Origin of the sequence: Bacillus sp. TH17 (genome assembly GCF_016651125.1) — a bacterium.
In the GTDB taxonomy this organism is placed as follows: Bacteria; Bacillota; Bacilli; order Bacillales; family Bacillaceae_G; genus Bacillus_A; species Bacillus_A mycoides.
Genome location: NZ_JAEKEN010000001.1, coordinates 1,275,479 through 1,302,004 on the forward strand (window position 1 = coordinate 1,275,479; position 26,526 = coordinate 1,302,004).

Here is a 26,526-nt window from a genome sequence, read left to right on the forward strand (position 1 = left end):
GATTATATGCAAGCATGGCAACGTTATATGCAAAATGATATTATGACGAGTAATCCGATTAAAAATACAATATTTATTTATGAAAGATGTATCGTAGAGTTTCGTAAATTAGAAGAATTTTTAAATACATTTAAACTTCAAGAAGGAGACGACCTTCTTGAAAAGTTAGAACGTATATTTGAAGAGTTGAAGCTTCAATTAAATCCTGATATTTCGAAAGATTTATATGACAGTCTATTTGGTTTATATGATTGGATTAGCATTCAAATTCAAACGATGAAAGTAACGCGTGAAGCAAAAGACATTGATGCGATTGTACAAGTGTTACAAGATTTAATAGACGGTTACCGTGGAGCGCTCGAAAATGAACAATGATATTTATCGAACGTTTGTCAGTTGTTTTAATGGAATCGGTGAATTGCAGGTTTCAGATGAAGAGTTTGCTGAGAAAAGTGAGATGTTAAATCGTTGGATGATGACATTGGATGAGGAAACGCGCACGCAAGTTGCAACGGAAGTTACCCCGTGGATTATTAAGGCAGCGCAGCATATTCGAGATAAGCAAAAGATTTTGGAAGAAATGATTATGGAAAATGATGGGCGAATGAAAGCTAATTCATTTTATGGTAAATATTAATGATAAAGTATGGAAAAGGATTCCCCTTTTAAAAGGGAATCCATTCCTTGTTTAAATAAAGAGTTCCGCTGATTGAGGTTTCACTTTATGCCTGTAATGAGAAAGTAATCTAAAAAATATAAAAATTAAATTTGATTTGTATTTCATATATCGAAATATTTCATGGATTACTACGTGTATACATTTTTTTGTATTCTTTTTTATATTTTTGTATTTTTCTAAAGACAACAATGGAAAAATGGAATAAAATATGTAAGGGTACATAATAGTAAATATTTTAATAAATGCATATAAGGAAATAAATAATGAAGTGAAACTTCCATCAGTGGATCATTAAGTTAGAAAAGGAAGGGTGTGGAATATGCCAGATTTAGTGAGTGATGTAAGCCATTATATGAATTATTTAGTGACGAAACGAAATACTGTTTCTAGTAATATTGCAAATGCGAATACACCTGGCTATAAAGCACAAGATGTAACATTTGCTGAGCAGATGAGTAAGAGTAGTGCGTTATATAAGAACAATGCGGCTGATTTAAAGAGTAATCCAGATTTATATCAAACGAATGAAATGCACTTACCGACAGTAAATATGAAAAATACATATGCAAAGATTCAAACGAAATCAATGCAAACGAATCAAGATGGAAATAGTGTGGATGTAACGACAGAAATGCTAGATTTAATGAAAGCAAATCAGTTATACGGTATTTCAATTAATGCAATTAATACACAATACGCAATTAACCAAGCGGCACGTGGACGTTAAAGGTAGAAGGAGAGACAACGATGTTTCAGGCAATTAATGCAAGTGGATCAGGACTAACGACAGCGAGAAAGTGGATGGAAGTTACTTCAAACAATATTGTAAATGCGAATACGACAGCGGCTCCGGGGACAGATTTATATGAGCGTCGTAGTGTGGTGCTAGAATCAAATAATAGTTTTGCAAGTATGTTAGACGTGGCTCCTACTAACGGAGTGAAAATAAAAAGTATTGAAGCAGACAAAACGGAAAACTTAGTGTATGATCCGACGCATCCGCACGCAAATGAAGAAGGATATGTACGTTATCCAAATGTTGATGTAACTGCTGAAATGACGAATGTTATGGTTGCTCAAAAAATGTATGAAGCAAATACGAGTGTATTAAATGCGAACAAAAAAATGCTCGATAAAGATTTAGAAATTGGACGAGGATAAGGGGGAAGATAGGGATATGAAAATTCAACCAATGTTACATACACAGCCATTTGGAGCAATTCAGTCAATTGGTGCACCAAAAACTTCGGAAACATCTGTAGTTGAGGGGAAAAAGTTTATTGATTTATTGGAAGATATAAATCAAACACAAAATAATGCGCAAACAGCAGTATATGATTTATTAACAAAAGGGGTAGGAGAAACACATGACGTTTTAATTCAGCAAAAAAAAGCTGAATCTCAAATGAAAACGGCTGCTCTCGTACGTGATAATCTTATTGAAAATTATAAGTCACTAATTAATATGCAAATTTAGGAAAGTGGACGGGTGTGTTTAAATGGAAAAGATAAAAAATGTTATCCAATCGTTAAAAACGTGGCATAAGTTAGTAATCGGTGCTGCGCTATTAGCGGTTGTAACAGGAGCACTTTTATACTTCACCTTGCCAGATAAATATGTTGTTGTATATCAAAATTTAAATGATGCAGATAAGCAAGAGATTACAGCAGAATTATCGAAGTTAGGTGTCGATTACCAATTAGCGGCCGATGGTTCAATTCGTGTGCAAAAGAATGATGCTCCATGGGTTCGAAAAGAAATGAATGGAATGGGCTTACCGTTTAACTCTAAGAGCGGCGAGGAAATTTTATTAGAAAGCTCGCTCGGTTCAAGTGAGCAAGATAAAAAAATGAAGCAAATTGTCGGTACGAAAAAACAATTGGAGCAAGATATTGTACGAAATTTTGCGACGGTTGAAACGGCGAATGTTCAAATTACATTACCTGAAAAAGAGACAATTTTTGATGAAGAAAAAGCAAAAGGAACAGCAGCGATTACTGTTGGTGTGAAGCGTGGACAATTATTAACAGCTGATCAAGTTGCTGGTATACAGCAAATGATTAGTGCGGCAGTTCCTGGCGTGAAAGCAGAAGAAGTAAGTGTTATTGATAGTAAAAAAGGTATCATCTCAAAAGGAGCAGATGAAGCGCATTCTAACAGTTCCTCTTCTTATGACAAAGAAGTAGAGATGCAGCATCAAATTGAAGGTAAATTAAAACAAGATATTGACGCAACGTTAATGACGATGTTTAAGGCAAATGAATATAAAGTGAATACGAAAGTGTCTGTAAACTACGATGAAGTTACACGTCAGTCAGAAAAATATGGTGATAAAGGTGTACTTCGTAGTAAACAAGAGCAAGAAGAAAGCTCTACTGCGCAAGAAGGAGCAGATACGAAGCAAGGTGCGGGTATTACAGCGAACGGTGAAGTGCCGAACTACGGTACGAACAATAATCAAAACGGTAAAGTTGTCTACGATAATAAAAATGGTAACAAAATTGAAAACTATGAAATAGATAAAACAGTTGAAACAATTAAGAAACATCCGGAATTAACAAAAACAAATGTTGTTGTATGGGTAGATAACGATACGTTAGTAAAACGAAAAATTGATATGACAACATTTAAAGAAGCGATTGGCACAGCGGCTGGGCTTCAAGCTGATCCGAATGGAAACTTTACAAACGGTCAAGTTAACGTTGTAACTGTTCAGTTCGACCAGCCGAAAGTTGAAAAAGAGAAAGAGCCAGAAGAAAGTGGTATGAACTGGTGGTTATTCGGTGGAATTACAGCTGGCTTGTTAGCGCTAATTGGCTTAGTATGGTTCTTCTTAGCAAGACGTAAGAAAAAGAGAGAAGAAGAGGAATATGAAGAATACTTAGCAGAAGAGGAAATTGCTGCAAGCAATGAAAGTATCCTGGAAATTCCTGAAGAAAAAATAGTGCCAGAGCCAACACCGGAACCAGAAGAACCGAAAGAACCAACGTTAGATGATCAAGTGCAGGAAGCTACGAAAGAACATGTAGAAGGTACTGCAAAAGTAATTAAAAAATGGTTAAACGGACAGTAAGGGAGGAACAACGATGTTAGATGAAATCTCCTCCAAAGAAAAAGCTGCCATCCTCATTCGTACATTAGACGAAGGGGTGGCAGCAAAAGTCATTGAATATATGACAGCTGAGGAAAAAGAAGTATTACTTCGTGAAATTGCGAAGTTTCGTGTATATAAACCAGAAACGTTAGAAAATGTATTAGGGGAGTTTTTGTATGAACTAAATGTAAAAGAATTGAACTTAGTGACTCCAGATAAAGAATACATTCGTCGTATATTTAAAAATATGCCAGAAGACGAGCTGGAAAAATTATTGGAAGACCTTTGGTATAACAAAGATAATCCGTTTGAGTTCTTAAATTCACTTACAGATTTAGAACCACTTCTTACAGTGCTCAATGATGAATCACCGCAGACGATTGCGATAATTGCTTCTTACATTAAACCGCAACTTGCTTCTCAATTAATTGAGAGATTGCCAGATCATAAACGAGTAGAGACGGTAATGGGTATTGCAAAACTAGAACAAGTTGATGGTGAATTAATTAATCAAATTGGTGAGTTGTTAAAAACGAAATTAAATAATATGGCATTTAGTGCAATTAATAAAACTGATGGCTTGAAAACGATCGTGAACATTTTAAATAATGTTTCACGAGGTGTTGAAAAAACAGTCTTTCAAAAGCTGGATGAAGTCGATTATGAGTTATCTGAAAAAATTAAAGAAAATATGTTTGTCTTTGAAGATTTACTTGGTCTTGAAGATCTTGCGCTTCGCCGTGTATTGGAAGAAATTACAGATAACGGTGTTCTTGCGAAAGCACTTAAAATTGCAAAAGAAGAAATTAAAGAGAAATTATTTACATGTATGTCTTCGAACCGTAAAGAGATGATTCTAGAAGAATTAGATGGCTTAGGACCGCTTAAGATGACGGATGCTGAAAAAGCGCAGCAAACGATTACAGGTACAGTTAAAAAGCTAGAAAAAGAAGGAAGAATTATCGTTCAAAGAGGTGAAGGGGATGTCCTTATTTAAAAACAGAATTCCGAAGAATTCTGTTTCTTTTTCTGAAGAAACGTATGAATTACAATTTCCAAAACTAGCTTCAGTCCAAATAGAAGAGGAAGAATTACAAGCTGATCATGCAGAGCTTCGCGCCCAGCAAGAATCATTACATATGGAAATGAATCAGTTAAGACAAGGGCAGCAAATGCTAGAACGAGAGCGTCAGCAGCTAGTACAAGATAAAGAACAGTTTCAAATGCATATTCATGAACAAATGGAACAGATGGAAGCAGCGCGTATACAGTTTCAAAAAGAACAACAAGAAACAGCATACGAATGGACAGAGTTATTATGGAATCAATCTTTTCAGTTAGCAGAAAAAGTAGTGAATCAAGCGGTAGATTCGCGCTTATTAGACGTTTTGCCGATTTTAACAGGCATCGTGCAAACATTACCTACTTCATTTGAAAAATTAATTATAACGGTTCACCCAGAAACATTTGAACGTATACAAGAAGAGAAAGAAAATACGAAAGAGTATTGGCTACTACAATTAGTAGAATGGAAGTATGATTTTTCTTTACAGTTTGGCGAATTTGTTCTGGAAGAAGAGAAAGAGTTTTTTGAATTTAAATTTGCACCGATATTTGCGAAGCTTCGTCATAAATGGGAAGAAGAGAAGTTGTTTGAGGAGCAAAACGTATGAACAACGAGCTAATGAATGAGCATAATAAATGGAATACATTTATTGAAACACCGTTTTATACGAAAGTTGGCAAAGTTCATAGTGTACAAGAGCAGTTTTTTGTAGCGAAAGGTCCAAAAGCGAAGATTGGAGATGTTTGTCTCGTTGGAGAGCATAGCGTCTTATGTGAAGTTATTGCAATTGAAAAAGAAAACAATATGTTACTCCCATTTGAACAGACAGAAAAAGTATGTTACGGAGATTTAGTTACATTAATTACAGAAGATGTCGTTGTTCCCCGTGGTAATCATTTACTTGGCAAAGTGTTAAGTGCAAATGGAAAAGTGTTAAACGAAGTTGCCGAGAACATTCCACTGCAAAAAATAAAATTGGATGCACCGCCGATTCATGCATTTGAGCGTGAAGAAATTACAGATGTATTTGAAACGGGAATTAAATCAATTGATTCTATGTTAACGATTGGGATCGGTCAAAAGATAGGTATTTTTGCTGGATCAGGTGTTGGTAAATCTACTTTACTTGGAATGATTGCGAAAAACGCAAAAGCTGATATTAACGTTATTAGTTTAGTAGGTGAGCGTGGCCGGGAAGTAAAAGACTTTATTCGAAAAGAGTTAGGCGAAGAAGGTATGAAAAAAAGCGTCGTTGTTGTAGCGACGTCAGATGAAAGTCATCTTATGCAACTTCGCGCTGCAAAGCTTGCAACATCTATTGCTGAATACTTCCGTGATCAAGGCAACAACGTACTACTCATGATGGATTCTGTAACTCGTTTTGCTGATGCGCGCAGAAGTGTTGATATTGCAGTGAAAGAGTTACCGATTGGTGGTAAAACACTGTTAATGGAAAGTTATATGAAGAAGCTGTTAGAGCGATCTGGGAAAACACAAAAAGGATCTATAACAGGTATTTATACCGTACTCGTTGATGGTGACGATTTAAACGGTCCTGTACCAGATTTAGCACGTGGTATTTTAGATGGACATATTGTATTAAAGCGTGAGCTTGCTACGCTTAGTCATTATCCTGCCATTTCAGTGTTAGATTCAGTAAGTAGGATTATGGAAGAAATTGTGTCGCCTAACCATTGGCAACTGGCAAATGAAATGAGAAAAATCTTATCTATTTATAAAGAAAATGAATTGTACTTTAAATTAGGGACGATTCAAGAGAATGAAGAAAATGCTTATATTTTTGAATGTAAAAATAAAGTAGAAGGTATAAATACGTTTTTAAAGCAAGGTCGATCGGATAGTTTCCAATTTGATGATATCGTTCAAGCGATACACCATATAGTATAAGGCCTCGTATGCGGAGGCCTTATTTTTTTGTTTTTTAATATTTCACAGATTTTTTTAGAAAAAAACTATATAATAGAAAAAGAGAGCGTTATAATAGGAAGGGGCTATGAAAACAGGTGGATAAACAGCAGTACGACACGATAAAATTGCAGATTAATCAAGAAAAAGAACATATTTTAAAAGAAGTATACGAATTAACAGCTGAAAAAAGAAAAATAGAACAAAAAAAAGAATATGATTTATATGTTGTGAAATCACGTAGCAAAGTCGTACAAACTGGGCAACGTATTATGGCTGGCATGCTTTCTTCACATACGTTTTCACCTGAAAGAATAGAAGAATGGAATCGAAAAATTAAAAAAACAGAAGGTTTTATTCAAAAAAATGAAAGTCTTTTAGAACAAGTAAAAGAAAAAGAACGTGTCATTGATGAAATGTATCAAGAAGATTGTAAGAAGCTTGCGAAAGTAAAAGAAAAGCTGGAAGAAAAAATGCTTCTTGATTTAAAAATGTGTATGAACGGATGAGGTGGATGTAGTGATACAGTTTGTATTACCGGTGCAGCAAAGTTTACCTCCGCAAAAAGAAAAAGGGCTAGAAGTACAATCGAAAAATGAAAATTCTTCATTCGATAATACAATGAGAATTGAAAATAAAAAACAGCCGAAAACGGAGAAACCGAAACGAGAAGAAGCACCAGAAGAAGAGAAGAAAGAATATATTCTCGCAAAAAAAACGGTAACGAAAGAAGAGCCGATTGTAAAGAAAGAAGAAAAGAAAGAGACAGAACAGTTATTGTTAGCTGTATCTGAGCAAATGGTTGCAATTGAGCAATTACGTGTGCAGCCAGAATTGTTATATCAATACATACAAAAAATACAAGAGTTGTATAAAGAATATGGAAATATAAAACTTAACGAATTGCCTGCAGCTGAATTACAACAATTACAAGAGCTCCTTTCAAACATGAATATTAAAAAAGCCATATGTTTAGAAGATACAATGCAAATGGTGTTAGACAAAGTGAAGATGCCGGAGCAAACGATGCACGCATTGAAAGTTGTAGAAACAGAAACTTGTAATATCACAAAGAAACAAGAAGAGTCTAAAGACGTAGACCTTCCGAAATCAGAAAGTGATGATGTAAAGATAGAGTTGCCAGAAGTTGATTCGTTAAACGATTCGAATTCTGCGGGTGCGGAATTATTAAATAAAGCAACGAATACCGAACAAATAGGGAAATCAAATAGTGGTGCTGAGAAAGTTTCATTACCTGACTTAGGAAAGAAAATGGAAGCGCAAGTAGAAGCGCTACAAAAGTTTGTAGTGAAACAAGAACGTGTTTTATTCCAGCTAAATCCAGAAAAACTTGGTACGTTAACTGTGTTTATGAAAAAGCATGGAGATCAAATTGACGTTCACGTAGAAATGGAAAAACACGATGCGAAAAAGCGTGTTGAAATAATTTTTGACGAATTGAAGCTAAAGTTAAAAGAAAAAGAAATTAATATTCAAATTAGTTATTCAGAAAAAGATGAAAATCGTAAAGAACAGCGAGAGCAAGAGCAAAGACAAAAACAAAAATTAGCAAGCACGAAACAGGAGAAACAAGAATCAAAAGAATTTGCTGGATTATTGGAGGAATAAAGCGTGCCAACAGTTGGGTTAAATACAACGAGTACAAATCATATTCCGTTACAAGCAGGAGCGCAAGCAAAAAACGCATCTGTTAATGGTGCACAGTCGTCAGTTCAACAAGCAAACGGAGTATCAGCAAGTACACAAAAAACACCTGGTATTATGGATAAAGATGATTTTCTGAAACTTTTCTTAGCAAGTTTCCAACATCAAGATCCATTCAATGCAATGGATATGAATCAAATGATGAACCAAACAGCTCAACTATCGCTTATGGAGCAAGTGCAAAATATGACGAAAGCAGTAGATAAATTGCAATCAACGATGCATACGACAGCTCTTGATGGAGGAATGAAATTTTTAGGGAAGTACGTTAGGGGTGTAGACAATAATGGGAAGCAAGTGACTGGTCAAGTGGAAACAGTTCGACTTGCCGAAAATAACGATGTACAACTTATTGTTGATAATCAAGTTGTCTCACTTCGTTTTGTAGAAAGGGTTTCAGATAAACCGATAGCAGAAACAAATCCAGAAGATGAGAAGAAAGATGATATAGAAAAAAATGAAGAGGTTAAGCAAAATTAATAAAAGGAGTGTATATAGGTTATGATTAAAGCGTTATATACAAGTATTACAGGGATGAATGCAGCACAAAATGCATTAAGTGTTACTTCAAATAATATTGCAAATGCACAAACAGTTGGATATAAAAAGCAAAAAGCTATTTTTGATGATTTGCTATATAATAATACGGTTGGTTCACGTGGTGATGGTGCTTATGCTGGTACGAATCCAAAGAGTATTGGTAACGGTGTAAAGTTTAGTGGGACATCTACAGATTTTAGTGATGGTTCTATTACTTTAACTAGTGATAAGATGGAGACAGCCATAGAGGGAAATGGTTTATTTTTAGTTGGCGATCGTAATGGTGGAAATGTAGAGTATACGAGAAAAGGGTCTTTCGGTGTATCTAAAGATAACTATGTTACAAATACAAGTGGACAGTATGTGTTAGGTTATGGTGTGAAAACAGGAACGCAAGAAATAGATTTTTCTTCACGACCAAGTCCAATTCATATTCCGATGGGATCAGCTGTTGGTGGGATTCAAACAGATAAAGCAACAATAGGTGGAAACCTTCCTAGAAACCAAAATGCATTAGCTCACGAATTCACAGTTTTTGATGAGGAAGGAAACTCATTAACGTTACGTGTAAATATTAAGCAAAAGACTACAAAAGAGACTGTAGATGGAAAAGAAGTTGAGAAGCCGGTGCCAGGTGAATATACATATACAGTTTCTGTAAGAAATGATTCTAAAAACGAAAAAGAATTTAAGCCTGTTGAAGGCATGACGGGCGAAAAAAATCTTAAATTTGATACTTTAGGAAATTTAAAGGAGACAGATGAATCTGTACAAAAAGATCCAGTAACTGGAGAGATTACTAGAGGAGGAACAGTTAATATTCCTTTCGGTAAAGGACTTACACTCGATTTAGGAGGATTAACTAATTACCCTACAGGGAAAACGATTTCTACAACAGAAGTAACGGGGCGTCCAGCTGCAATTGCAAATGACTATTCTATTTCTGACGGTGGTTTTGTTATGATGAGATATTCGGATGGTAGTATGAAGGTTGTAGGACAACTAGCTGTAGCTACATTCCCTAATTCAGGTGGATTAATGAAAACTGGGAATGGAAATTACATTGCCACACCATCAGCGGGTATTCCAGGGATAGGTGTTGCTGGTGAGAATGGTGCAGGTAATGTACGGGGGTCAGCAAAAGAAAGTTCAAACGTAGATTTATCAGTAGAATTCGTTGACTTAATGCTGTATCAACGTGGATTCCAAGGAAATGCGAAAGTAATTAAAGTATCAGACGAAGTATTAAATGAAGTTGTAAACTTAATTCGATAATATAGTATAAAGAAAAATTGTAATGTAGTAGAAAGGGTTTTTTATTCGTATGACAAGACAAGAGCGAATTTTACAATTGCCTTTTTTTGAAAATAAACGTGAACTTGCCGAGCAAGTGTTAAACATGGAACGAGAAGAGCATGCATATTTACCGGATCAATTTGAAATTAAGCAAGTGCCTCCGTATTCATTTGGTGAAAAGGAAGCAATCATTGGTCGTATTCATGAGTTTTATTTCGTAAGTGTTGGTAGTGATGGTGTTTGGAAGTATCAACTGTTTAAAGATGAGATGAAGTGCCGTGAGTTTTTCGTTATGTTGCCGGATATTACGGATCAGCAGCTTGCTTTTTGGTTCAATAACATTGAGCTGTTGAAAGGGGCTTAAAAGCTTTCTTTTAAGGTTTTGAGAGAGGGCCTAGCGATGAGTAGTAGCGGTTAGTGCTTATGAGTGGCTCGCATGTTGTAAGACCAGAGATATGGAGAGGTTCTAAGGTAGTTGAAGAGGCGAGGAGCCATGAATAAGATTGATAGGTTCTAGGTTAGTTGAGGGGGCCGAAAGTCAATTGTGGTGGCGCCTCTTCTCTTTTTGAAGATAGGGTCTATAAGTAGTGATTTGAAATAGAGTTAGATTAATTTAAGATAGTTGTGCTATATTGTACAATTAGACTAAGTTTATATAAAAGGAGAGGTGAGGAGGATGGCGCAGAATAAGTATCGCGTTACATTCATTTCGCCAAGTGAGGTTGAGCAACGTACTGTAATGGCGGCGAGTAGTTTACCTAATTTAATACGTCAAGTAGAGAGTATTATTGCAGATCCGAACGGTTATTTTGTAAATGATAAAAAAAATAATTGCTATTTTAAAGTTATTAAAGAAAATGTTACGTTTATTCAATATGAGTTACTATTTTCGGATAAGGAAATTCACATTGAAAAGTTAAAACATATAGCACCGGCGGTATTGAAACAATTATTTAAAAAAATAAACGATCCGGAATTATATGCACTTGCACTCCTTGATGTTGATATAGCGACGAAAGAATATGTGCTAGGAGAAATGGGTCCAGAGCTAAGAATGAGAGTGGAAACAGAGCTTTCAAAAAAATGGGAAGCGATGCCGACAGAAATTGTAGGAGCACAAGAAGTATTACTAGAGGCACTTGCTTCGTTTATACAAGATTAAGTTTTACTGGTAGTATTTCTACTTTAAAACTGTGAGGATCACTCAACTATCTATATTTTTTATATAGGTAGTTGACTTTTTGGTTTTAATAAAGCTTAATAATTAGATATACGGAATTAATGAAAGGGGAGCGACACCTTTATGTCACAAGCACAAAGTATTTTATTAGAAAGTGGAACAAACGAATTAGAAATCGTAACTTATACTGTTGGTGAAAATTTATTTAGCATCAATGTAATGAAAGTGCGTGAAATTATTAATCCATTCCCTGTTACAACTGTGCCAGAATCTCATCGTGCAGTTGAAGGTGTTGTTCAAGTACGTGGTGAAATTTTACCTGTTATTAACTTAGCAACGGCTCTTAATTTAAAATCTATAAAACCACTTGATCAAACGAAATTTATCATTTCAGAATTAAACCAAATGAAAGTTATTTTCCGTGTTGATGAAGTGCATCGTATTCAACGTATTTCATGGGAACAAATTGATGAGCCAGCTTCATTATCTATGGGACTAGAAGAAACGACGTCTGGAATTGTAAAGCTAGATGGGAAAATCATCTTATTATTAGATTATGAAAAAATTGTATGTGAAATTAGCGGTACTGGTTATGACAATAAATCACTTTCAGGATTAGAGCAAAAAACAGATCGAGCTGAAAAAGTTATTTATATTGCAGAAGATTCAGCGATGCTTCGTCAAATACTAGAAGAAACATTATCATCAGCTGGATATACGAAAATGAACTTCTTCAGCAATGGGGCGGAAGCGTTAGCGCAAATTGAAAAATTAGCAAAAGAGCAAGGCGAAAAAATGTTTGAACATATTCACCTGCTTATTACAGATATTGAAATGCCGAAAATGGATGGACACCACTTAACGAAAGTAATTAAAGATAGTGAAGTAATGAATCAATTACCAGTCATTATTTTCTCTTCATTAATTACAAATGAATTATTCCATAAAGGTGAAGCAGTAGGAGCGAATGCTCAAGTAAGTAAGCCAGATATCCAAGAATTAATCGGGCTAGTTGATAAGTTAGTACTATAAAGCTTCTTTTAGTTGGAAGAGAGGAGCCAGCCATGTGTGTAAAGACAGAAAGGTAGAGTGTTTCTGAGATATTTTTGTTTTTCTGTAGCCACGGTGGTAATAATGGTCATTCTTTAGGTTAATTAGTTAGCGTTGTGTAAAACCCTCACCTTTATAGTAAAGGTGAGGGTTTTTTTTACATGATGTTCAATTATTTCATCTATAAGATTTCGTGGTGGCGCAAACTTTTTCGGTGAAAATATATTAGGAATACCATATAATATAATTAAGTAGAATTTTTCTGATATAATATTTTGCTTAGCTATTTTTTATTTTTTAATATTTGTTAAAAATCATTTTTTATTTCGATACTTTTTATACCTTTTTATATGTTAATTATTTGACAGATAATTTCGAAATGTTATAATATGGATATGTAAAAATTTCTATTTTCTTAAAGGGCATGGGAGTCATATGAGAATTGTGAAAGGATGAGGGGAGTGACACAGATTATGTATCACCACACAGCAATCAATGTATTAAGTCTTTTACAAAACATGTCAAATAATAAAACGAACGATATGAAATTAGAGGCGGAATTTAAAAAAATAGAGAAACAATTCCAAGTCAGGTATGAAGAGCTAATCGATTTATATAATAGAATGGTATTATTTCAAATAGATATAGAAAAAAATGGCGGTATGAGAGTATATGAAAAATCAGCGATTACTTGGTTGAAGTCTGAACTAGAACTATTGTATGAAGTGTATCAATTTTGTCAACGTCATGGCTTAAACATCGCAAATATTTCAAAATATGTTAGTAAAAATGAAATGAATCTTTTCCGAAAAACGGAAAGTCAATTGCAAAACACGTATTATAAATTAAAAAAACAAGAGATGCCGTTTGAAAATATTGAAAAACAAAAGCCGGGGCGAAAACGTAAGTATACACCTGTAAAAGAGACAATTGTTGAGACAAAACAAGAAAGCAAGCAGGAAGTAAATGAAGACGTTCGAAATGAAGAAGATGAAAAAAGCCTCGTAACAGTTATGTCTGGCATCGTGGATAACTTTGAAACAATTAGTCAATGTAGTGAAAAGAGAGAACACGAATTGCATCAGTTCATGGAGGGAATCTATAAGCTTTCTAGCATGGCGGCAGAGCGTTCGAAGGATGAGAAGAACGCACGTGGTCTTGAAGGCGAATTACATTCATTACGAGCTGAAAATGAAAGATTAACACGAGAGAAGGCAGAGCTCGTTCATGATATTAAAGAAATGACGCATCATTTAATTCATTTCATTACGAGCTCGGATATCGATCAAATTCGTACATTGCCTTACTTCGTAAAAGAATGCAAACAAGATCTACATAAGCTAGGGTTATATAACGCTCAAGACGGAAAAATGAAAATTATGGTTGACCGTAGTGGACAAGTTATGACCGTAACACAATAAAAAATGGGTACAAAATAAAAGGGAGATACATAGTGTATATGTATTTCCCTTTTGTTTTGTATGGAATCATTTCGGGCAGAGGAAAAGTTATAATTAATTTTAGTAAATCAAAAATTTGTACAAAAGGAAGGAGCTAGGTCTTACTTTGTAGTATTGTGATCCGAAAAATACTGGGAATATGCGTATTGTCACTGTGAAAGGGCTTAATACATAATGATTTTAAAGATAAACCGACTTTTCCTCAATATTTAACTGATTTAATTGAGGTGAATAAGTTGTATAATCGTACAGTTGTTATTACATTTCATCAACAAACTTTTAATACGGAGAATTGAAGAGTAAAGTAGGATTCCAAAGCATAGCCAAAAAGGTGGCTGTTATAAGTTATTTGCCTACCAAGATAATTAATATTTGTTTAAAATATAAGATTACTATTTTATTACACCGAGTAATTATTCACATTATATAATAATTACTTACTACATAATTAACATGGTTATCTTACAAAAATGTAAGGTTTTTTTAATTGACACTCGTACATATGAGTAACTATACTGGTTACACGACGTTGGTGAATATATTTAATAGTTTCTATCTATAAGTGTATGTCTCAGGATTCTTTTCGGAATAATAGTTCGATTTGTATTTGATATCTTTAATATAGGGATAATGCGGATTTAATCTATTCTTTATTCTAGGTCGTATTATTTAAAGATTAACTATAAATGATATATTTACCAACTTGTAATAATTTTTTAGAGGTGCTAAATTTTGAAGAAAAAATTAATTGCTACAGGAATTCTTGCTGGAAGTCTACTATCCTACTCATCTAGTGCATTTGCAAATACTCATAAATTCTCAGATGTTCCTGCATGGGCTGACAAATCCGTTAATTATTTAGTTGATAAAAAAGTATTGAGTGGTTATCCAGATGGAACTTTTGGTTCAAGTGATACATTAGATAGGGCTTCTGCGGCAACAATTATGACAAAGGCCCTTGGTATACATATTGACTTAAATGCAAAACCATCTTTTACAGATTCACAAAACCACTGGGGAACGCCATACATTGCCGCAGCTGAAAAAGCAGGAATAATTAAAGGTGAAGGAAATGGAATATTTAATCCTTCTGGAAAAGTTACTCGTGCTGCAATGGCAACAATGTTAGTAAATGCATATAAGCTACAAGATAGAACAAATAGTAATGGGCAAAGTAAATTTGATGATTTAAAAGGACATTGGGGTGAAAAATTTGCCAATATTTTAATTGATTTAAAGATTTCTGTTGGTACTGATAATGGTTGGCAACCAAATAAATTCATAACACGTGCAGAAGCCGCACAACTTACTGCCAAAACAGATACCCTTCAATACAGTCCGAAAAACCCTTTAGAAAGTAAAACAATCATTATTGATCCTGGACATGGTGGTGCAGATCCCGGAAAGTCCACAAAAGGATTGCCTGAAAGTAAAATCGTATTAGACACTTCCTTACGCCTACAACAATTGCTCGAAAAACATACACCATTTACAGTTTTACTAACTCGTGAATCTGATACTAGACCTGGACATGACCAAAAAAGCTCTTTACAGGAACGTGTTAAATTTGCTAAGCAAAATCAGGGGGATATCTTTATAAGTATTCATGCAAATGCTTATAATGGTAATGCAAAAGGGACAGAAACATACTATTATAAATCTTCTGAATCCGAAAAAACAAATCCTCATGTGGAAGAAAGTCATGTGTTAGCGGAAAAGATCCAAGCACGTTTAGTAGAGGCCCTTCAAACACGTGATAGAGGCGTTAAACATGGAGATCTTCATGTTATAAGAGAAAACGGCATGCCAGCTGTGTTAACGGAACTGGCTTTTATAGATAATGGTGTCGATTACAGTAAACTATCTACGGCAAACGGTAGACAGATTGCAGCACAAGCCATTTATGAAGGGATTTTAGATTATTATGAATGGAAAGGAAATAATGTATCTGAATATAGGTTGAAATAAGTAAAAGGGAATTTAGTAATTCTAGGAATAAGTAATTTATAAATTGCTAAAGTATAATTTTGTTATTTGTAATGTGTTTTAGTTTTATAGTGTATACTGGCGCCGACTTATTAAGGATTATAAATAAGTCGGTGTTTAAGTTAGCGTACTTAATGAATACTATAGAAGTTATGAAGAAAAAAAGATAAATAGATAGGGGCATACACCTACATTCATTATTTTTACGTGAAATTTTAATTTAAAAATAGTTAAGTTATATGATTCAGATGGGCAGTATACAATGAGTTCAAAGAAAACATTCTTTGAACTCATTAGCTATTAAATAAACTTGTTACATAAATAGTTCGTATAACAATAATTGATAGTGTTAAGGACATAGCTGTTCATATTTTTTTGTAATTCCTGTTATGAAATTATTAAATATTTACAGGTGTAATGTAAGGCTGCTTTATTTTGAAAGAAATCTTTTGAAATGGCCATAATATGAATAATAATTAGAAATAAATTTTTGAAAAAATGATGAAAGACTTAAGAAGGTGAATATATTGCTTAAACATTCACATTTGCAATTTATCTTATTAACAATAGCTCTAATATTCTATATAAGCTTTTGTTTTATATTTTTATTTGTTTTTCCGAATCATTATTTTGTATCAGATTTTAATATCCGACTATCATCCTTAGTTGTTGAAACTACTGTATTTATCTCATTACTTTATTCTATATTATCCGGAAAAATTAAGTTAGGAGTATTCTGGGTTTGCATTACTATTGCAATAGGGTGTTTCTTGATCGGGAATTTTATATCCGCTTTCCAAGTACTTAATGTAGAATTGCCGATACAAAATTTTAATATCTCTGATGTGTTTTTGTTGTTTTTCTTATTCTTCTTTCTCTTTGCATTCTTTTATAAAATCATTATGGAATGTAACAAGTGGGAAAAAGCGTATTTAATTTGTGATTTATGTATTGTTGTTACTGCCATTTTTACATTAGAGTGGTACCTGTTTAATAAACCTTCTGCAAATATCTTATTCTTATCAATTGGAGATGTTTTTCTCTCATTTATTTTTCCGATTATAGATTTATTACTTCTTTTATTAGGAGTTAGTCTAATCTTTCGACCAGCTATTTTTAATGCGAAAAGTAAATTATTTATTTTTATTCTCGTATTAACTGGATTGGCTATTACGGACTACTTGTATTTTTACTTACAAGATGATTTGTCAGATCGTTCACTTATATTATTAAGGTGTTTGTATAGAGTTTTCCTATTATTAATTGCTATTGCTGCTTCGATCTCAAAGAATGCATCTTCTAGAAGGAATTATTTCATTATCGATCCCACATTTGGGAAGAAACTTCTTGTTATATTTCCTTATCTTGCAGTTGCGGTATTAATTGGCTTTACTTTAAAAGAGCAAACTGCCTCGGCTACACTTATTACTGGGAATTGTATTGCATTTGTATTTGTGCTGATTCGTCATACTATCGTACGAATGCAAAACAGAGATTTAACCGAAATGTTAAAAGTGTTTAATAATCAATTAGAACAAAAAGTATCTCAAAGAACAGAAGATTTAATAAACAAATCCAATGACTTGGTCAAAAATCAAGAGAGATTTAAGTCATTATATGAGTATCATCCAGATCCTATTTTAACGATTAATTCAAATGGTACTGTGTTAAATATAAACCAGGCTGGAAGTATGTTATTAGGAAAAAACAGTGATGAATTAATAGGTAAAGAGTGCTTCTCGATTTTTTTAGACGAAGATAGATCTGAATTGGAAGCAGCTCTACAGGAAGGGAAACGATGCAGTTCGGCTTCGTTACAATTACGTGTGAAAAATAATAATGAGAAGGACATTCATTTTTGGTACGTCACCATTGTTCCTATTATGATAGAAGGACAAACTTTTGGGAGTTATGTAATGGTAAAAGACATTACGAGAATGAAGAAACAACAAGATGAGATAAACTATCTAGCATTCCATGATACAGTGACGGAGATTGGAAATCGAATATTCTTCCAAAAAGAATTAGAAAAATCCATTGAGCGTGCACGAAAAACGCAGGGTGAATTTGGACTCTTGTATATAGATTTAAATCGTTTTAAAACCATTAACGATACACTGGGACATTCAATTGGTGACAGTGTTTTAAAAGAAGTTGCTAAACGTTTTAGGACATGTCTGTCACCGGCTATTCCTCTAGCGAGAATAGGGGGAGATGAGTTTGCGATCATAGTCCATAACCACACAGAGCAACAGCTATTGGATTTGTGTGAAACTCTATTTCGTATAACTGAAGAACCATTTGTAGTTAATCAACATAGTTTTTATTTATCTCTTAGTATAGGAATAGCGGTGTATCCGTTTGGAGGAATAAATACTACTACACTTTTACAACATGCTGATATTGCTATGTATAGTGCAAAGGAAAAAGGTAATAATGCTGTTTGCATGTATGACGAGACATTATCAAAAAAAATAACAAGACGATTACGATTAGAACAGGATTTACCGAAGGCATTAGAAAATAATGAGTTGTTTTTATTATATCAACCACAAGTTGACAGTAAGACTGGTATGGTTATTGGTGCAGAGGCTTTAATTCGTTGGCAACATCCAAAACTGGGACTTATTTCTCCTTTTGAATTTATACCTATCGCGGAAGAAACGTCGGAAATTATTCCAATTGGGAAATGGACATTACAGGAAGCGTGTCGACAACTGAAAAAGTGGCATTCTGCAGGCTATGCAAATCTAAAAATGGGGATAAATTTATCAGCTATAGAGTTTGAACAGAAAGATTTTGTTCAAGCAATCATATCTACCATAGAAGAAGTAGGGGTACCTGCTAGTTCGATTGATTTAGAATTAACAGAGAGAATAGCAATGGTAGATGAAAAAGAAACCTTATCGAAGTTAAAAGCATTAAAATCATATGGTGTACATTTATCAATTGACGATTTTGGTACAGGGTATTCTTCATTAGCATATCTCCCTTTGTATCCAATTGATACCTTGAAAATTCCAAGAGAATTTGTTAATAGGATCGGAAATTCTACTGATGGAAATGAAATTATTCATACCATTATTTCACTAGCGCATACTTTAAACATGAAAGTGATCGCAGAAGGGGTGGAAACGAAGGAACAATTAACAGTGTTACAACGTAATGCATGTTATCTAATTCAGGGCTATTACTACAGTAAACCTGTAAGTGAAGATGAATTCATCAAGTTTTTAAGCACAATGTCGCGTCACCTTTTCTAAGGGAACCACAATCTAGATTTGTTTTTTGTTGAAATTATAACAAATAGAGGACAGCAAAGTAACTGTCAAAATGTTTTAGCATTTAATTTGGCTTAATAGGAAATTCTAATGAGCAAAGACCTTATCTGATTTTAGTTTTAGAAAGGAGAGAAGCGGATGGATTCAATATGGCTAGAGTATGCTTGGGCATTGTTAATTTTAATCGGATTAGAAGGATTGTTATCGGCTGACAATGCCCTTGTACTAGCAGTTATAGCCAAGCATTTACCCGAAGAAGAGAAAAAAAGAGCTATAAATTACGGAATTATTATGGCCTTTGTTTTTCGATTCGCAGCCCTTTTTGCTATATCATTTATTGCAAATGTTTGGCAAATACAGGCGATAGGAGCAGCTTATCTTCTTTACTTAGGATTAAAGCATGTCATTCAGGCGCAATTTGGAAAAAACAATCAAAATATTCATAAGGACGATGAAAAGGAAGCGGCAGGTAAAAGCTACTGGTTCACAGTAGGAAAGATTGCATTAGCTGACCTTGCTTTCGCGATCGATTCAATATTAGCCGCAGTTGCTCTTGCCCTCGGTCTTCCAGATTCACCACTAGAAGATTTCGGTGGTATGGATGGAGGCCAGTTCATAGTTGTACTTCTCGGAGGGATTGCGGGGCTTATTTTAATTAAATTTGCGGCAACTTGGTTTGTACAATTACTGGAGAAACGTCCAGCATTGGAAACAACAGCATACGCAATTGTTGCCTGGGTCGGTGTAAAACTCGCTGTAATTACACTTGCCCACGAGGATATTGGTATTTTAGACCATGATTTCCCGCACAGTACAACTTGGACTTTAATCTTCTACGGAGTATTAGTTGCCATCGCACTAATTGGTTGGTTTGCACCGGGAAGTAAGTCATCTCAGAATAATCCTAAAATGTAATACAAAGGTCAGAGCATTATGTGCTTTGTCCTTTGTAATGATAATTATATTGTGTATTTTTCGATTTAACGCTATAATTACAGTGTTAAAGATGGAATCGTGATATGACCTGTTATGAATCTATCATTTTATTTATGAATAAATGGACTGGCATTTTAGCAAGATGTGCTAATAAACTACTCCACCATGATGATAACGTGCCAAAAATGTGGTGCGTATATTTTCGTGGTGGAGTTTTTTTTATTCTCAAAAAGGGGGAGTAACCATGAACGACAGCATGGTTCATATTACAATTAACGGCAAAGAGTATAATGCTGAGCCTGGTTCAACTATACTGGGCATTATTAATGAGAACGGAATTGAACATCCACAAATTTGTTACGTGCCGGAAGTGGATCCTATTCAAACGTGTGATACTTGTATTGTAGAAGTTAACGGAAAGCTTGTGCGATCCTGTTCTACTGTAGTGACGAGCGGTATGAATATTGAGTTGTCCTCTACTAGTGCGAAGGCAGCACAACATGAGGCGATGGACCGCTTATTGGAAAATCATTTACTGTACTGTACGGTTTGTGACAACAATAACGGGAATTGTAAACTGCATAATACGGCAGAATTAATGGAAATTGAGCATCAAAAATATCCTTATGAGCCAAAAGTTGATACAGGCGAAGTTGATATGTCTCATCCATTTTATCGCTATGATCCGAATCAATGTATCGCGTGCGGTCAATGTGTAGAGGTGTGTCAAAACTTACAAGTTAATGAAACGTTATCTATTGATTGGGAGGCAGAGCGCCCACGTGTTATTTGGGATGAAGGAGTAGATATTAACGATTCTTCATGTGTAAGCTGCGGTCAATGTGTAACGATTTGTCCTTGTAATGCTTTAATGGAGAAATCGATGCTTGGTGAAGCTGGATTTATGACTGGGCTGAAGCCGGATATTCTTGAACCTATGGTCGATCTTATTAAAGAGGTTGAACCTGGATATAGCGGTATTTTCGCTGTGTCAGAAGTAGAAGCTGCGATGCGTGACACTCGTACGAAGAAGACGAAAACAGTATGTACGTTTTGTGGTGTAGGTTGTTCATTTGAAGTATGGACGAAAGGGCGCAAAATTTTAAAGGTGCAACCAACTTCTGAGGCACCAGTTAATGCAATTTCTACTTGTGTAAAAGGAAAATTCGGTTGGGATTTCGTTAATTCTGAAAAACGACTTACGAAACCTTTAATTCGTAAAAATGGAGTGTTCGTTGAATCGACTTGGGAAGAAGCGCTTCATGTAGTGGCGAATAAATTGGGCTCTATTAAAGAAGAGTACGGTAAAGGCTCTATCGGCTTTATTTCTTCTTCTAAAATTACGAATGAAGATAATTATGTTATTCAAAAATTAGCGCGTCAAGTGTTCGAAACGAATAACGTTGATAACTGCTCACGTTATTGTCAATCACCAGCGACAGATGGATTGTTCCGTACAATTGGTATGGGCGGAGATGCAGGGACGATTAAAGATATCGCACAATCGGGTCTTGTTATTATCGTCGGTTGTAATCCAACAGAAGGTCACCCAGTATTAGCAACTCGTGTGAAACGTGCGCATAAACTTCACGGTCAAAAACTAATTGTTGCAGATCTTCGTAAAACTGAAATGGCAGAGCGTTCGGATATCTTTATTAGTCCAAAGCAAGGAACAGACCAAGTATGGTTAATGGCTGTTACGAAATATATGATTGATCAAGGTTGGCACGATCAGCAGTTCATCGATGAGAATGTAAACTTCTTTGATGATTTCAAAGATAGTCTCGCGGAATATACGCTTGAATATGCAGAAGAGATTACAGGCATTTCAACAGAAACTCTCGTTAAAATGGCAGAAATGATTCGTGATGCAGACGGTACGTGTATTCTTTGGGGAATGGGGGTAACGCAAAATACTGGTGGTTCAGATACTTCCGCTGCAATTTCAAACTTACTTCTTGCAACAGGAAACTATCGCAGTCCAGGTGCTGGTGCATATCCGCTTCGAGGTCATAATAACGTACAAGGTGCTTGTGATATGGGAACACTTCCAGGTTGGCTTCCAGGATATCAGCACGTTACTGACGATGTAGAACGTGCGAAATTTGAAATAGCTTACGGAGTAAAAATTGATAACAAACCAGGTCTTAATAACATTGAAATGCTTCACGCAATTGATGAAGGAAAAATGAAAGCTATGTATCTTGTTGGAGAAGATATGGCTCTTGTAGACTCTAACGCAAATCACGTACATGAAGTGTTATCAAGCCTTGAATTCTTTGTCGTTCAAGATGTGTTCCTTTCTAAAACAGCTCAATACGCTGATGTAGTATTACCAGCAGCGCCATCTCTTGAGAAAGAAGGTACTTTTACAAATACAGAGCGTCGTGTACAAAGATTATATCAAGTGCTTCCAACGTTAGGAGATGCGAAACCAGACTGGTGGATCGTGCAGGCAATTGCTAATAAGTTAGGCGCAAACTGGAGCTATAATCACCCAAGTGAAATCTTTGCGGAAATGGCAAGCTTATCACCACTATTTGCACACGCAAACTATGAAGTGCTTGAAGCGTGGAACAGTTTCCACTGGGGAAGTTTTGATGGTACGAATACGCCGCTTCTATTCAAAGATGGATTTAACTTCCCGGACAAAAAAGCTCGTTTTGCGATAGCTGATTGGGTACGTCCTGCTGCATTCCCAGCAGAATACGATCTTCACATTAATAACGGCCGTATGCTTGAACATTTCCATGAAGGGAACATGACAAATAAATCAACTGGTATTCAATCGAAAGTACCAGGTGTTTTCGTTGAAGTTTCTCCAGAGTTAGCAAGGGAACGTGGAGTGAAAACTGGTTCATTAGTACGCCTTGTTTCTCCATTCGGAGCACTTAAATTACGTGCACTTGTAACGGATCGTGTAAAAGCGAATGAGCTGTATTTACCGATGAACTCGACTGATAATGAAACGGCGATTAATTTCTTAACTGGTCCGGCAGTCGATCAACGTACGAATACACCTGCGTATAAACAAACGAAAGTACGTATGGAAGTGTTACAAGTAGAAGGAGAGAATCCGATGCCAAAAACGAACCCGCGTAATAAAAAGCGTCACCCTCAAAACGGCATTGAGGTAAATCGCAAGTGGGCTCGTCCAGGATACGTACACTTAACGGATAAAGTGAAACTTTAATCAGGTGGGGGTTCTTTATCCCCTACTGATTATTAGCCTTCACCAATCGGGCTTTTATGGGCAGCCCAACCCCCACCTAACTTCTTGGCTTTCATTGAATTTTGAGGTAGGGGTCTTACTGCCCGCAAATAGCGGGATAAATAGGGAGGAGAAAAGAATATGGCGGCACCTATTCAAGCGATCCAGAAGCAGGAGCTAACTGAGGAAGAACTTAAACAACAAAAACTCGAAGATTTAAAAGAACTTCTAGCTAATAATGAAGAAGCTTTAAATCAAATGTTTAATATAGTAGGTGAACTGAATGACATTGGGATGCTAGAAGCTGCAAATTCTATGCTGAAAGCGAAAGAACCAATCGCAAAAATTGTTCTAGGCCAAGTCACCCGTGAACCAGTTACAAATTTAATTAATAATATGATGGGCGCTGCAGGAGCTTTAACAGAACTTGATCCGGAACTTACTAAAAAACTTATAGGTAGTGTATTAATAGGTATGGATGAAGGGAATCAGCATCTGCAAAGTAATAAGAAAGTAGGAATATTAGACCTTATGAAAGTACTGAAGGATCCAGATATTAATCGTGCTATCGGATTTGGTCTTCATTTCTTAAAAGGCATGGGTAAAGGGTTAAAAGAAGAATAGATAAGCAACAATAGTAGTATTTCATATGTTGTTTGCGTACTTGAGGTAATTGTAAAAGATGATCCATTTCGTCTCATTATTAAATAGTTTAGACGAAATGATCATTTTGTTAAAATAGTTGTGATGGAATAACTAGGAAGGAATGAGAGTATGTCAAAAATGGTACATGAATTTAATGATATGATCCGAAAGCTTCGAAAAGAGTTGTTCGGGAAAGGGCCGGAAAGAATTCATACTGTATTTACCGAGAACATGGCTATTGCAACACTTTATGGGAATTTAACACCTACTGAGAAATTTATTTCGGGAACTACGGATGGGGCGGAAATGGTTCATATGGCTCGAACGAAAATGATTCAAGAAGTGTATGTGGCTAATCCTCATGAACATTTAGAAGAACTTGTTGGTGCGAAGTTAGTTCATCTGTTTTCTGATATGAAAGTAGATGAAGATATTGCAGTTTCCGTGTTTGTCTTTGATAAAAATATAACGTGAGAGAAGGATGCTCATCGTGAAATCGATTCAGGTGGAACGGAAAATTTTTAAATATGAGCAAGGGGAATTTAAACATATAGAGGACAGCATTGTAACAGAGTTTCCTGTTACGGTTAAAATTAACGGCCAGGAATTTGTTACAATGGTTAGTACTCCGGAGTATATTGAAGATATGGTAATTGGCTTTTTAGCCTCGGAAGGCATTATCCGAAAGTATGAAGATATTGATGAAATATGGGTGCAAGAAAAAGAAGGCTATGTACATGTAAAAACGACGAAAATCAATCCTTATTATCGTGACATGCAAAACAAACGTTATATTACTTCGTGCTGTGGAATGAGTAGGCAAGGGTTTGTTTTTGCGAACGATGCGCTGACTGCGAAAGAAATGAATGATATTCGCGTAAAGATCTCTGCCGAGGATTGTTTTCGGTTAATGAATGATATGCAGCAGTCTGCGTCTACGTTTCAACATACAGGCGGCGTTCATAATGCAGCTTTATGTGATGTGAATGGAATTATTTTAAGCCGGATGGATATAGGAAGACATAACGCTTTAGATAAAATTTACGGTTATTGTTTAAAAAACAACATTTCTATTGGTGATAAAATTATTGTTTTTAGTGGACGTATCTCTTCTGAAATTCTATTGAAAGTTGCGAAAATTGGCTGTGAAGTAATATTGTCAAAATCAGCTCCAACCGAGTTAGCATTAGAGCTAGCGGAGCAGTTAGGGATTACTACAATAGGCTTCATTCGTAATAAATCTTTAAATGTATATACGCATCCAAAGCGGATTATAAATATTAATAAGTAGAAACGAGGCAATAAATATGAAATCTGTTACATTAGACAAATTGGATCGTCCTTTAAAGGATTTACGTATTTCTGTTACCGATCGTTGTAATTTTCGCTGTCGATATTGTATGCCGGAGGAAATATTTGGTCGTGATTATTCTTTTTTGTCTAATGATAAAATTTTATCTTTTGATGAAATTGAAAGGATTACACGTATTTTCGTTTCTTTAGGTGTCAGAAAGTTACGTATTACTGGGGGAGAGCCTTTACTTCGAAAAGACCTACCTAAACTCATACAGCGGTTAAACGAAATTGACGGAGTGGAGGATATTGGTTTAACGACAAATGGATCATTACTTAAAAAGTTTGCATCTGATTTATATAAGGCGGGTTTATCTCGTGTAACAGTTAGTTTAGACTCGTTAAATGAAGAACGTTTCTCTTATTTAAATGGGAATAGAAGTAAAGTAAAAACGGTTCTTGCAGGAATACAGGCTGCGGCGGAAGCCGGAATGAAAATTAAAATGAACATGGTTGTTCAAAAAGGGAAAAATGAACAAGACATCGTTCAGATGGCAGAGTACTTTAAAGAGAATAAGCATATCCTTCGGTTCATTGAATATATGGATGTCGGAAATTTTAACGGCTGGGAATTAGGCGAAGTAGTTTCTAAGCAAGAAATAGTAGAGATGATTCATAAAGTGATGCCGCTTGAACGTATTGAAGCGAACTATCCTGGTGAAGTTGCGACACGTTATCGTTATATCGGGAGTGATGAAGAAATAGGAATTATTTCATCTGTAACAGATTCGTTCTGTTCATCGTGTACGAGAGCGCGTATTTCCGCAGAAGGAAAATTATATACTTGTTTGTTTGCTTCTAAAGGAAACGATCTTAAAGAATTACTTCGTTCTGGATATACGGATGAAGAGATTACTAATGTTATTCGTGACATTTGGAATAATCGTTCAGACCATTATTCAGATGAACGGTTAAGCAATACGAATAAAAAAACAATGCCGAAAATTGAAATGTCGCATATCGGTGGCTGAGAAGCTACTAAGAATGTAGATTCTCTTTGTTAACGTAAATAGTGGGAAATGTGCAAGTTTTGTACACTTTCTATGCGTATAGTAAAAATGATGATTGATATTTCTGTAAGAGATATGCAGAGAGAT

At 35.2% G+C, this 26,526-nt stretch carries 25 protein-coding genes and 2 pseudogenes; all 27 read left to right on the forward strand.

All coding sequences use genetic code 11. The features are described 5' to 3' along the window. Positions 1 to 6 precede the first annotated feature (6 nt). Entirely contained in the window at positions 7 to 375 is a 369-nt protein-coding gene (locus JFT95_RS06450) for a flagellar export chaperone FliS (RefSeq protein WP_088039102.1), read from the forward strand. Further along, the gene (locus JFT95_RS06455; RefSeq protein ID WP_079519204.1) at positions 365 to 637 is read left to right on the forward strand and encodes a flagellar biosynthesis protein FlgG; all 273 of its coding nucleotides are present in this window, start codon (positions 365 to 367) and stop codon (positions 635 to 637) included. The genes JFT95_RS06450 and JFT95_RS06455 overlap by 11 nt, the downstream gene beginning before the upstream one ends. 361 nt (positions 638 to 998) lie before the next feature. Then, positions 999 to 1,406, forward strand: a complete 408-nt coding sequence (gene flgB / locus JFT95_RS06460) for a flagellar basal body rod protein FlgB (protein WP_001113113.1) — start codon at positions 999 to 1,001, stop codon at positions 1,404 to 1,406. A gap of 20 nt (positions 1,407 to 1,426) precedes the next feature. Continuing rightward, positions 1,427 to 1,840, forward strand: coding sequence for a flagellar basal body rod protein FlgC (gene flgC / locus JFT95_RS06465; RefSeq protein ID WP_088039103.1), 414 nt, complete (start codon positions 1,427 to 1,429; stop codon positions 1,838 to 1,840). A gap of 16 nt (positions 1,841 to 1,856) precedes the next feature. Then, the gene (fliE, locus tag JFT95_RS06470; protein WP_088039104.1) at positions 1,857 to 2,156 is read left to right on the forward strand and encodes a flagellar hook-basal body complex protein FliE; all 300 of its coding nucleotides are present in this window, start codon (positions 1,857 to 1,859) and stop codon (positions 2,154 to 2,156) included. Positions 2,157 to 2,178: 22 nt separating this feature from the next. Next, positions 2,179 to 3,753: a flagellar M-ring protein FliF C-terminal domain-containing protein gene (locus tag JFT95_RS06475; protein WP_088039105.1), complete on the forward strand. Its 1,575-nt coding sequence runs from the start codon at positions 2,179 to 2,181 to the stop codon at positions 3,751 to 3,753. Positions 3,754 to 3,766: 13 nt separating this feature from the next. Beyond that, positions 3,767 to 4,771, forward strand: a complete 1,005-nt coding sequence (gene fliG / locus JFT95_RS06480) for a flagellar motor switch protein FliG (RefSeq protein WP_000883357.1) — start codon at positions 3,767 to 3,769, stop codon at positions 4,769 to 4,771. Beyond that, positions 4,758 to 5,447, forward strand: a complete 690-nt coding sequence (locus tag JFT95_RS06485; protein WP_201051742.1) for a FliH/SctL family protein — start codon at positions 4,758 to 4,760, stop codon at positions 5,445 to 5,447. The genes fliG and JFT95_RS06485 overlap by 14 nt, the downstream gene beginning before the upstream one ends. After that, positions 5,444 to 6,748 carry a flagellar protein export ATPase FliI gene (locus JFT95_RS06490; RefSeq protein ID WP_201051743.1) on the forward strand — a complete coding sequence of 435 codons (1,305 nt, stop codon included), beginning with the start codon at positions 5,444 to 5,446 and terminating at the stop codon, positions 6,746 to 6,748. The genes JFT95_RS06485 and JFT95_RS06490 overlap by 4 nt, the downstream gene beginning before the upstream one ends. Before the next feature lie 116 nt (positions 6,749 to 6,864). Then, positions 6,865 to 7,275 carry a cytoplasmic protein gene (locus JFT95_RS06495; protein ID WP_088039108.1) on the forward strand — a complete coding sequence of 137 codons (411 nt, stop codon included), beginning with the start codon at positions 6,865 to 6,867 and terminating at the stop codon, positions 7,273 to 7,275. Positions 7,276 to 7,285: 10 nt separating this feature from the next. Beyond that, positions 7,286 to 8,395: a flagellar hook-length control protein FliK gene (locus JFT95_RS06500; RefSeq protein ID WP_201051744.1), complete on the forward strand. Its 1,110-nt coding sequence runs from the start codon at positions 7,286 to 7,288 to the stop codon at positions 8,393 to 8,395. A 3-nt stretch (positions 8,396 to 8,398) separates the two neighbouring features. Beyond that, the gene (locus JFT95_RS06505; RefSeq protein ID WP_088039110.1) at positions 8,399 to 8,971 is read left to right on the forward strand and encodes a flagellar hook assembly protein FlgD; all 573 of its coding nucleotides are present in this window, start codon (positions 8,399 to 8,401) and stop codon (positions 8,969 to 8,971) included. Positions 8,972 to 8,992: 21 nt separating this feature from the next. After that, positions 8,993 to 10,306, forward strand: coding sequence for a flagellar hook protein FlgE (gene flgE, locus JFT95_RS06510; protein ID WP_002135398.1), 1,314 nt, complete (start codon positions 8,993 to 8,995; stop codon positions 10,304 to 10,306). A 49-nt stretch (positions 10,307 to 10,355) separates the two neighbouring features. Beyond that, on the forward strand, positions 10,356 to 10,691 hold the full coding sequence (locus tag JFT95_RS06515) for a DUF3964 family protein (protein WP_088039111.1): 336 nt from the start codon (positions 10,356 to 10,358) through the stop codon (positions 10,689 to 10,691). Positions 10,692 to 11,003: 312 nt separating this feature from the next. Further along, a complete protein-coding gene (locus tag JFT95_RS06520; protein WP_002086477.1) occupies positions 11,004 to 11,489 on the forward strand; it encodes a hypothetical protein in 486 nt (161 codons plus the stop codon). Between the two features lie 141 nt (positions 11,490 to 11,630). Beyond that, positions 11,631 to 12,539 carry a chemotaxis protein gene (locus tag JFT95_RS06525; RefSeq protein ID WP_088039112.1) on the forward strand — a complete coding sequence of 303 codons (909 nt, stop codon included), beginning with the start codon at positions 11,631 to 11,633 and terminating at the stop codon, positions 12,537 to 12,539. Positions 12,540 to 13,030: 491 nt separating this feature from the next. Beyond that, positions 13,031 to 13,978 carry a DNA-binding domain-containing protein gene (locus tag JFT95_RS06530; protein WP_016119942.1) on the forward strand — a complete coding sequence of 316 codons (948 nt, stop codon included), beginning with the start codon at positions 13,031 to 13,033 and terminating at the stop codon, positions 13,976 to 13,978. Positions 13,979 to 14,071: 93 nt separating this feature from the next. Then, positions 14,072 to 14,301, forward strand: a pseudogene (locus JFT95_RS29460) (Ger(x)C family spore germination protein); the annotation flags it as partial. A 448-nt stretch (positions 14,302 to 14,749) separates the two neighbouring features. Next, a complete protein-coding gene (locus JFT95_RS06535; RefSeq protein ID WP_088039114.1) occupies positions 14,750 to 15,985 on the forward strand; it encodes an N-acetylmuramoyl-L-alanine amidase in 1,236 nt (411 codons plus the stop codon). Positions 15,986 to 16,530: 545 nt separating this feature from the next. Further along, positions 16,531 to 19,266, forward strand: a complete 2,736-nt coding sequence (locus JFT95_RS06540; RefSeq protein ID WP_201051745.1) for a sensor domain-containing protein — start codon at positions 16,531 to 16,533, stop codon at positions 19,264 to 19,266. A gap of 156 nt (positions 19,267 to 19,422) precedes the next feature. Further along, a complete protein-coding gene (locus tag JFT95_RS06545) occupies positions 19,423 to 20,199 on the forward strand; it encodes a TerC family protein (protein WP_201051746.1) in 777 nt (258 codons plus the stop codon). 104 nt (positions 20,200 to 20,303) lie between these two features. Then, a pseudogene (locus JFT95_RS06550) lies at positions 20,304 to 20,496 on the forward strand (hypothetical protein). Continuing rightward, positions 20,465 to 23,413 (forward strand): formate dehydrogenase subunit alpha, encoded by a 2,949-nt coding sequence (gene fdhF / locus JFT95_RS06555; RefSeq protein WP_201051748.1) that lies wholly within the window; start codon positions 20,465 to 20,467, stop codon positions 23,411 to 23,413. Before JFT95_RS06550 ends, fdhF begins: the two are co-directional and overlap by 32 nt. A gap of 159 nt (positions 23,414 to 23,572) precedes the next feature. After that, positions 23,573 to 24,055 (forward strand): helical membrane plugin domain-containing protein, encoded by a 483-nt coding sequence (locus tag JFT95_RS06560; RefSeq protein WP_201051750.1) that lies wholly within the window; start codon positions 23,573 to 23,575, stop codon positions 24,053 to 24,055. 150 nt (positions 24,056 to 24,205) lie between these two features. Continuing rightward, complete coding sequence (locus tag JFT95_RS06565) at positions 24,206 to 24,550, forward strand: Na-translocating system protein MpsC family protein (RefSeq protein ID WP_002012015.1); 345 nt, start codon at positions 24,206 to 24,208, stop codon at positions 24,548 to 24,550. Positions 24,551 to 24,566: 16 nt separating this feature from the next. Next, complete coding sequence (gene fdhD / locus JFT95_RS06570) at positions 24,567 to 25,367, forward strand: formate dehydrogenase accessory sulfurtransferase FdhD (RefSeq protein WP_201051753.1); 801 nt, start codon at positions 24,567 to 24,569, stop codon at positions 25,365 to 25,367. Between the two features lie 16 nt (positions 25,368 to 25,383). Beyond that, positions 25,384 to 26,400 (forward strand): GTP 3',8-cyclase MoaA, encoded by a 1,017-nt coding sequence (moaA, locus tag JFT95_RS06575; RefSeq protein WP_201051755.1) that lies wholly within the window; start codon positions 25,384 to 25,386, stop codon positions 26,398 to 26,400. Positions 26,401 to 26,526 lie beyond the last annotated feature (126 nt).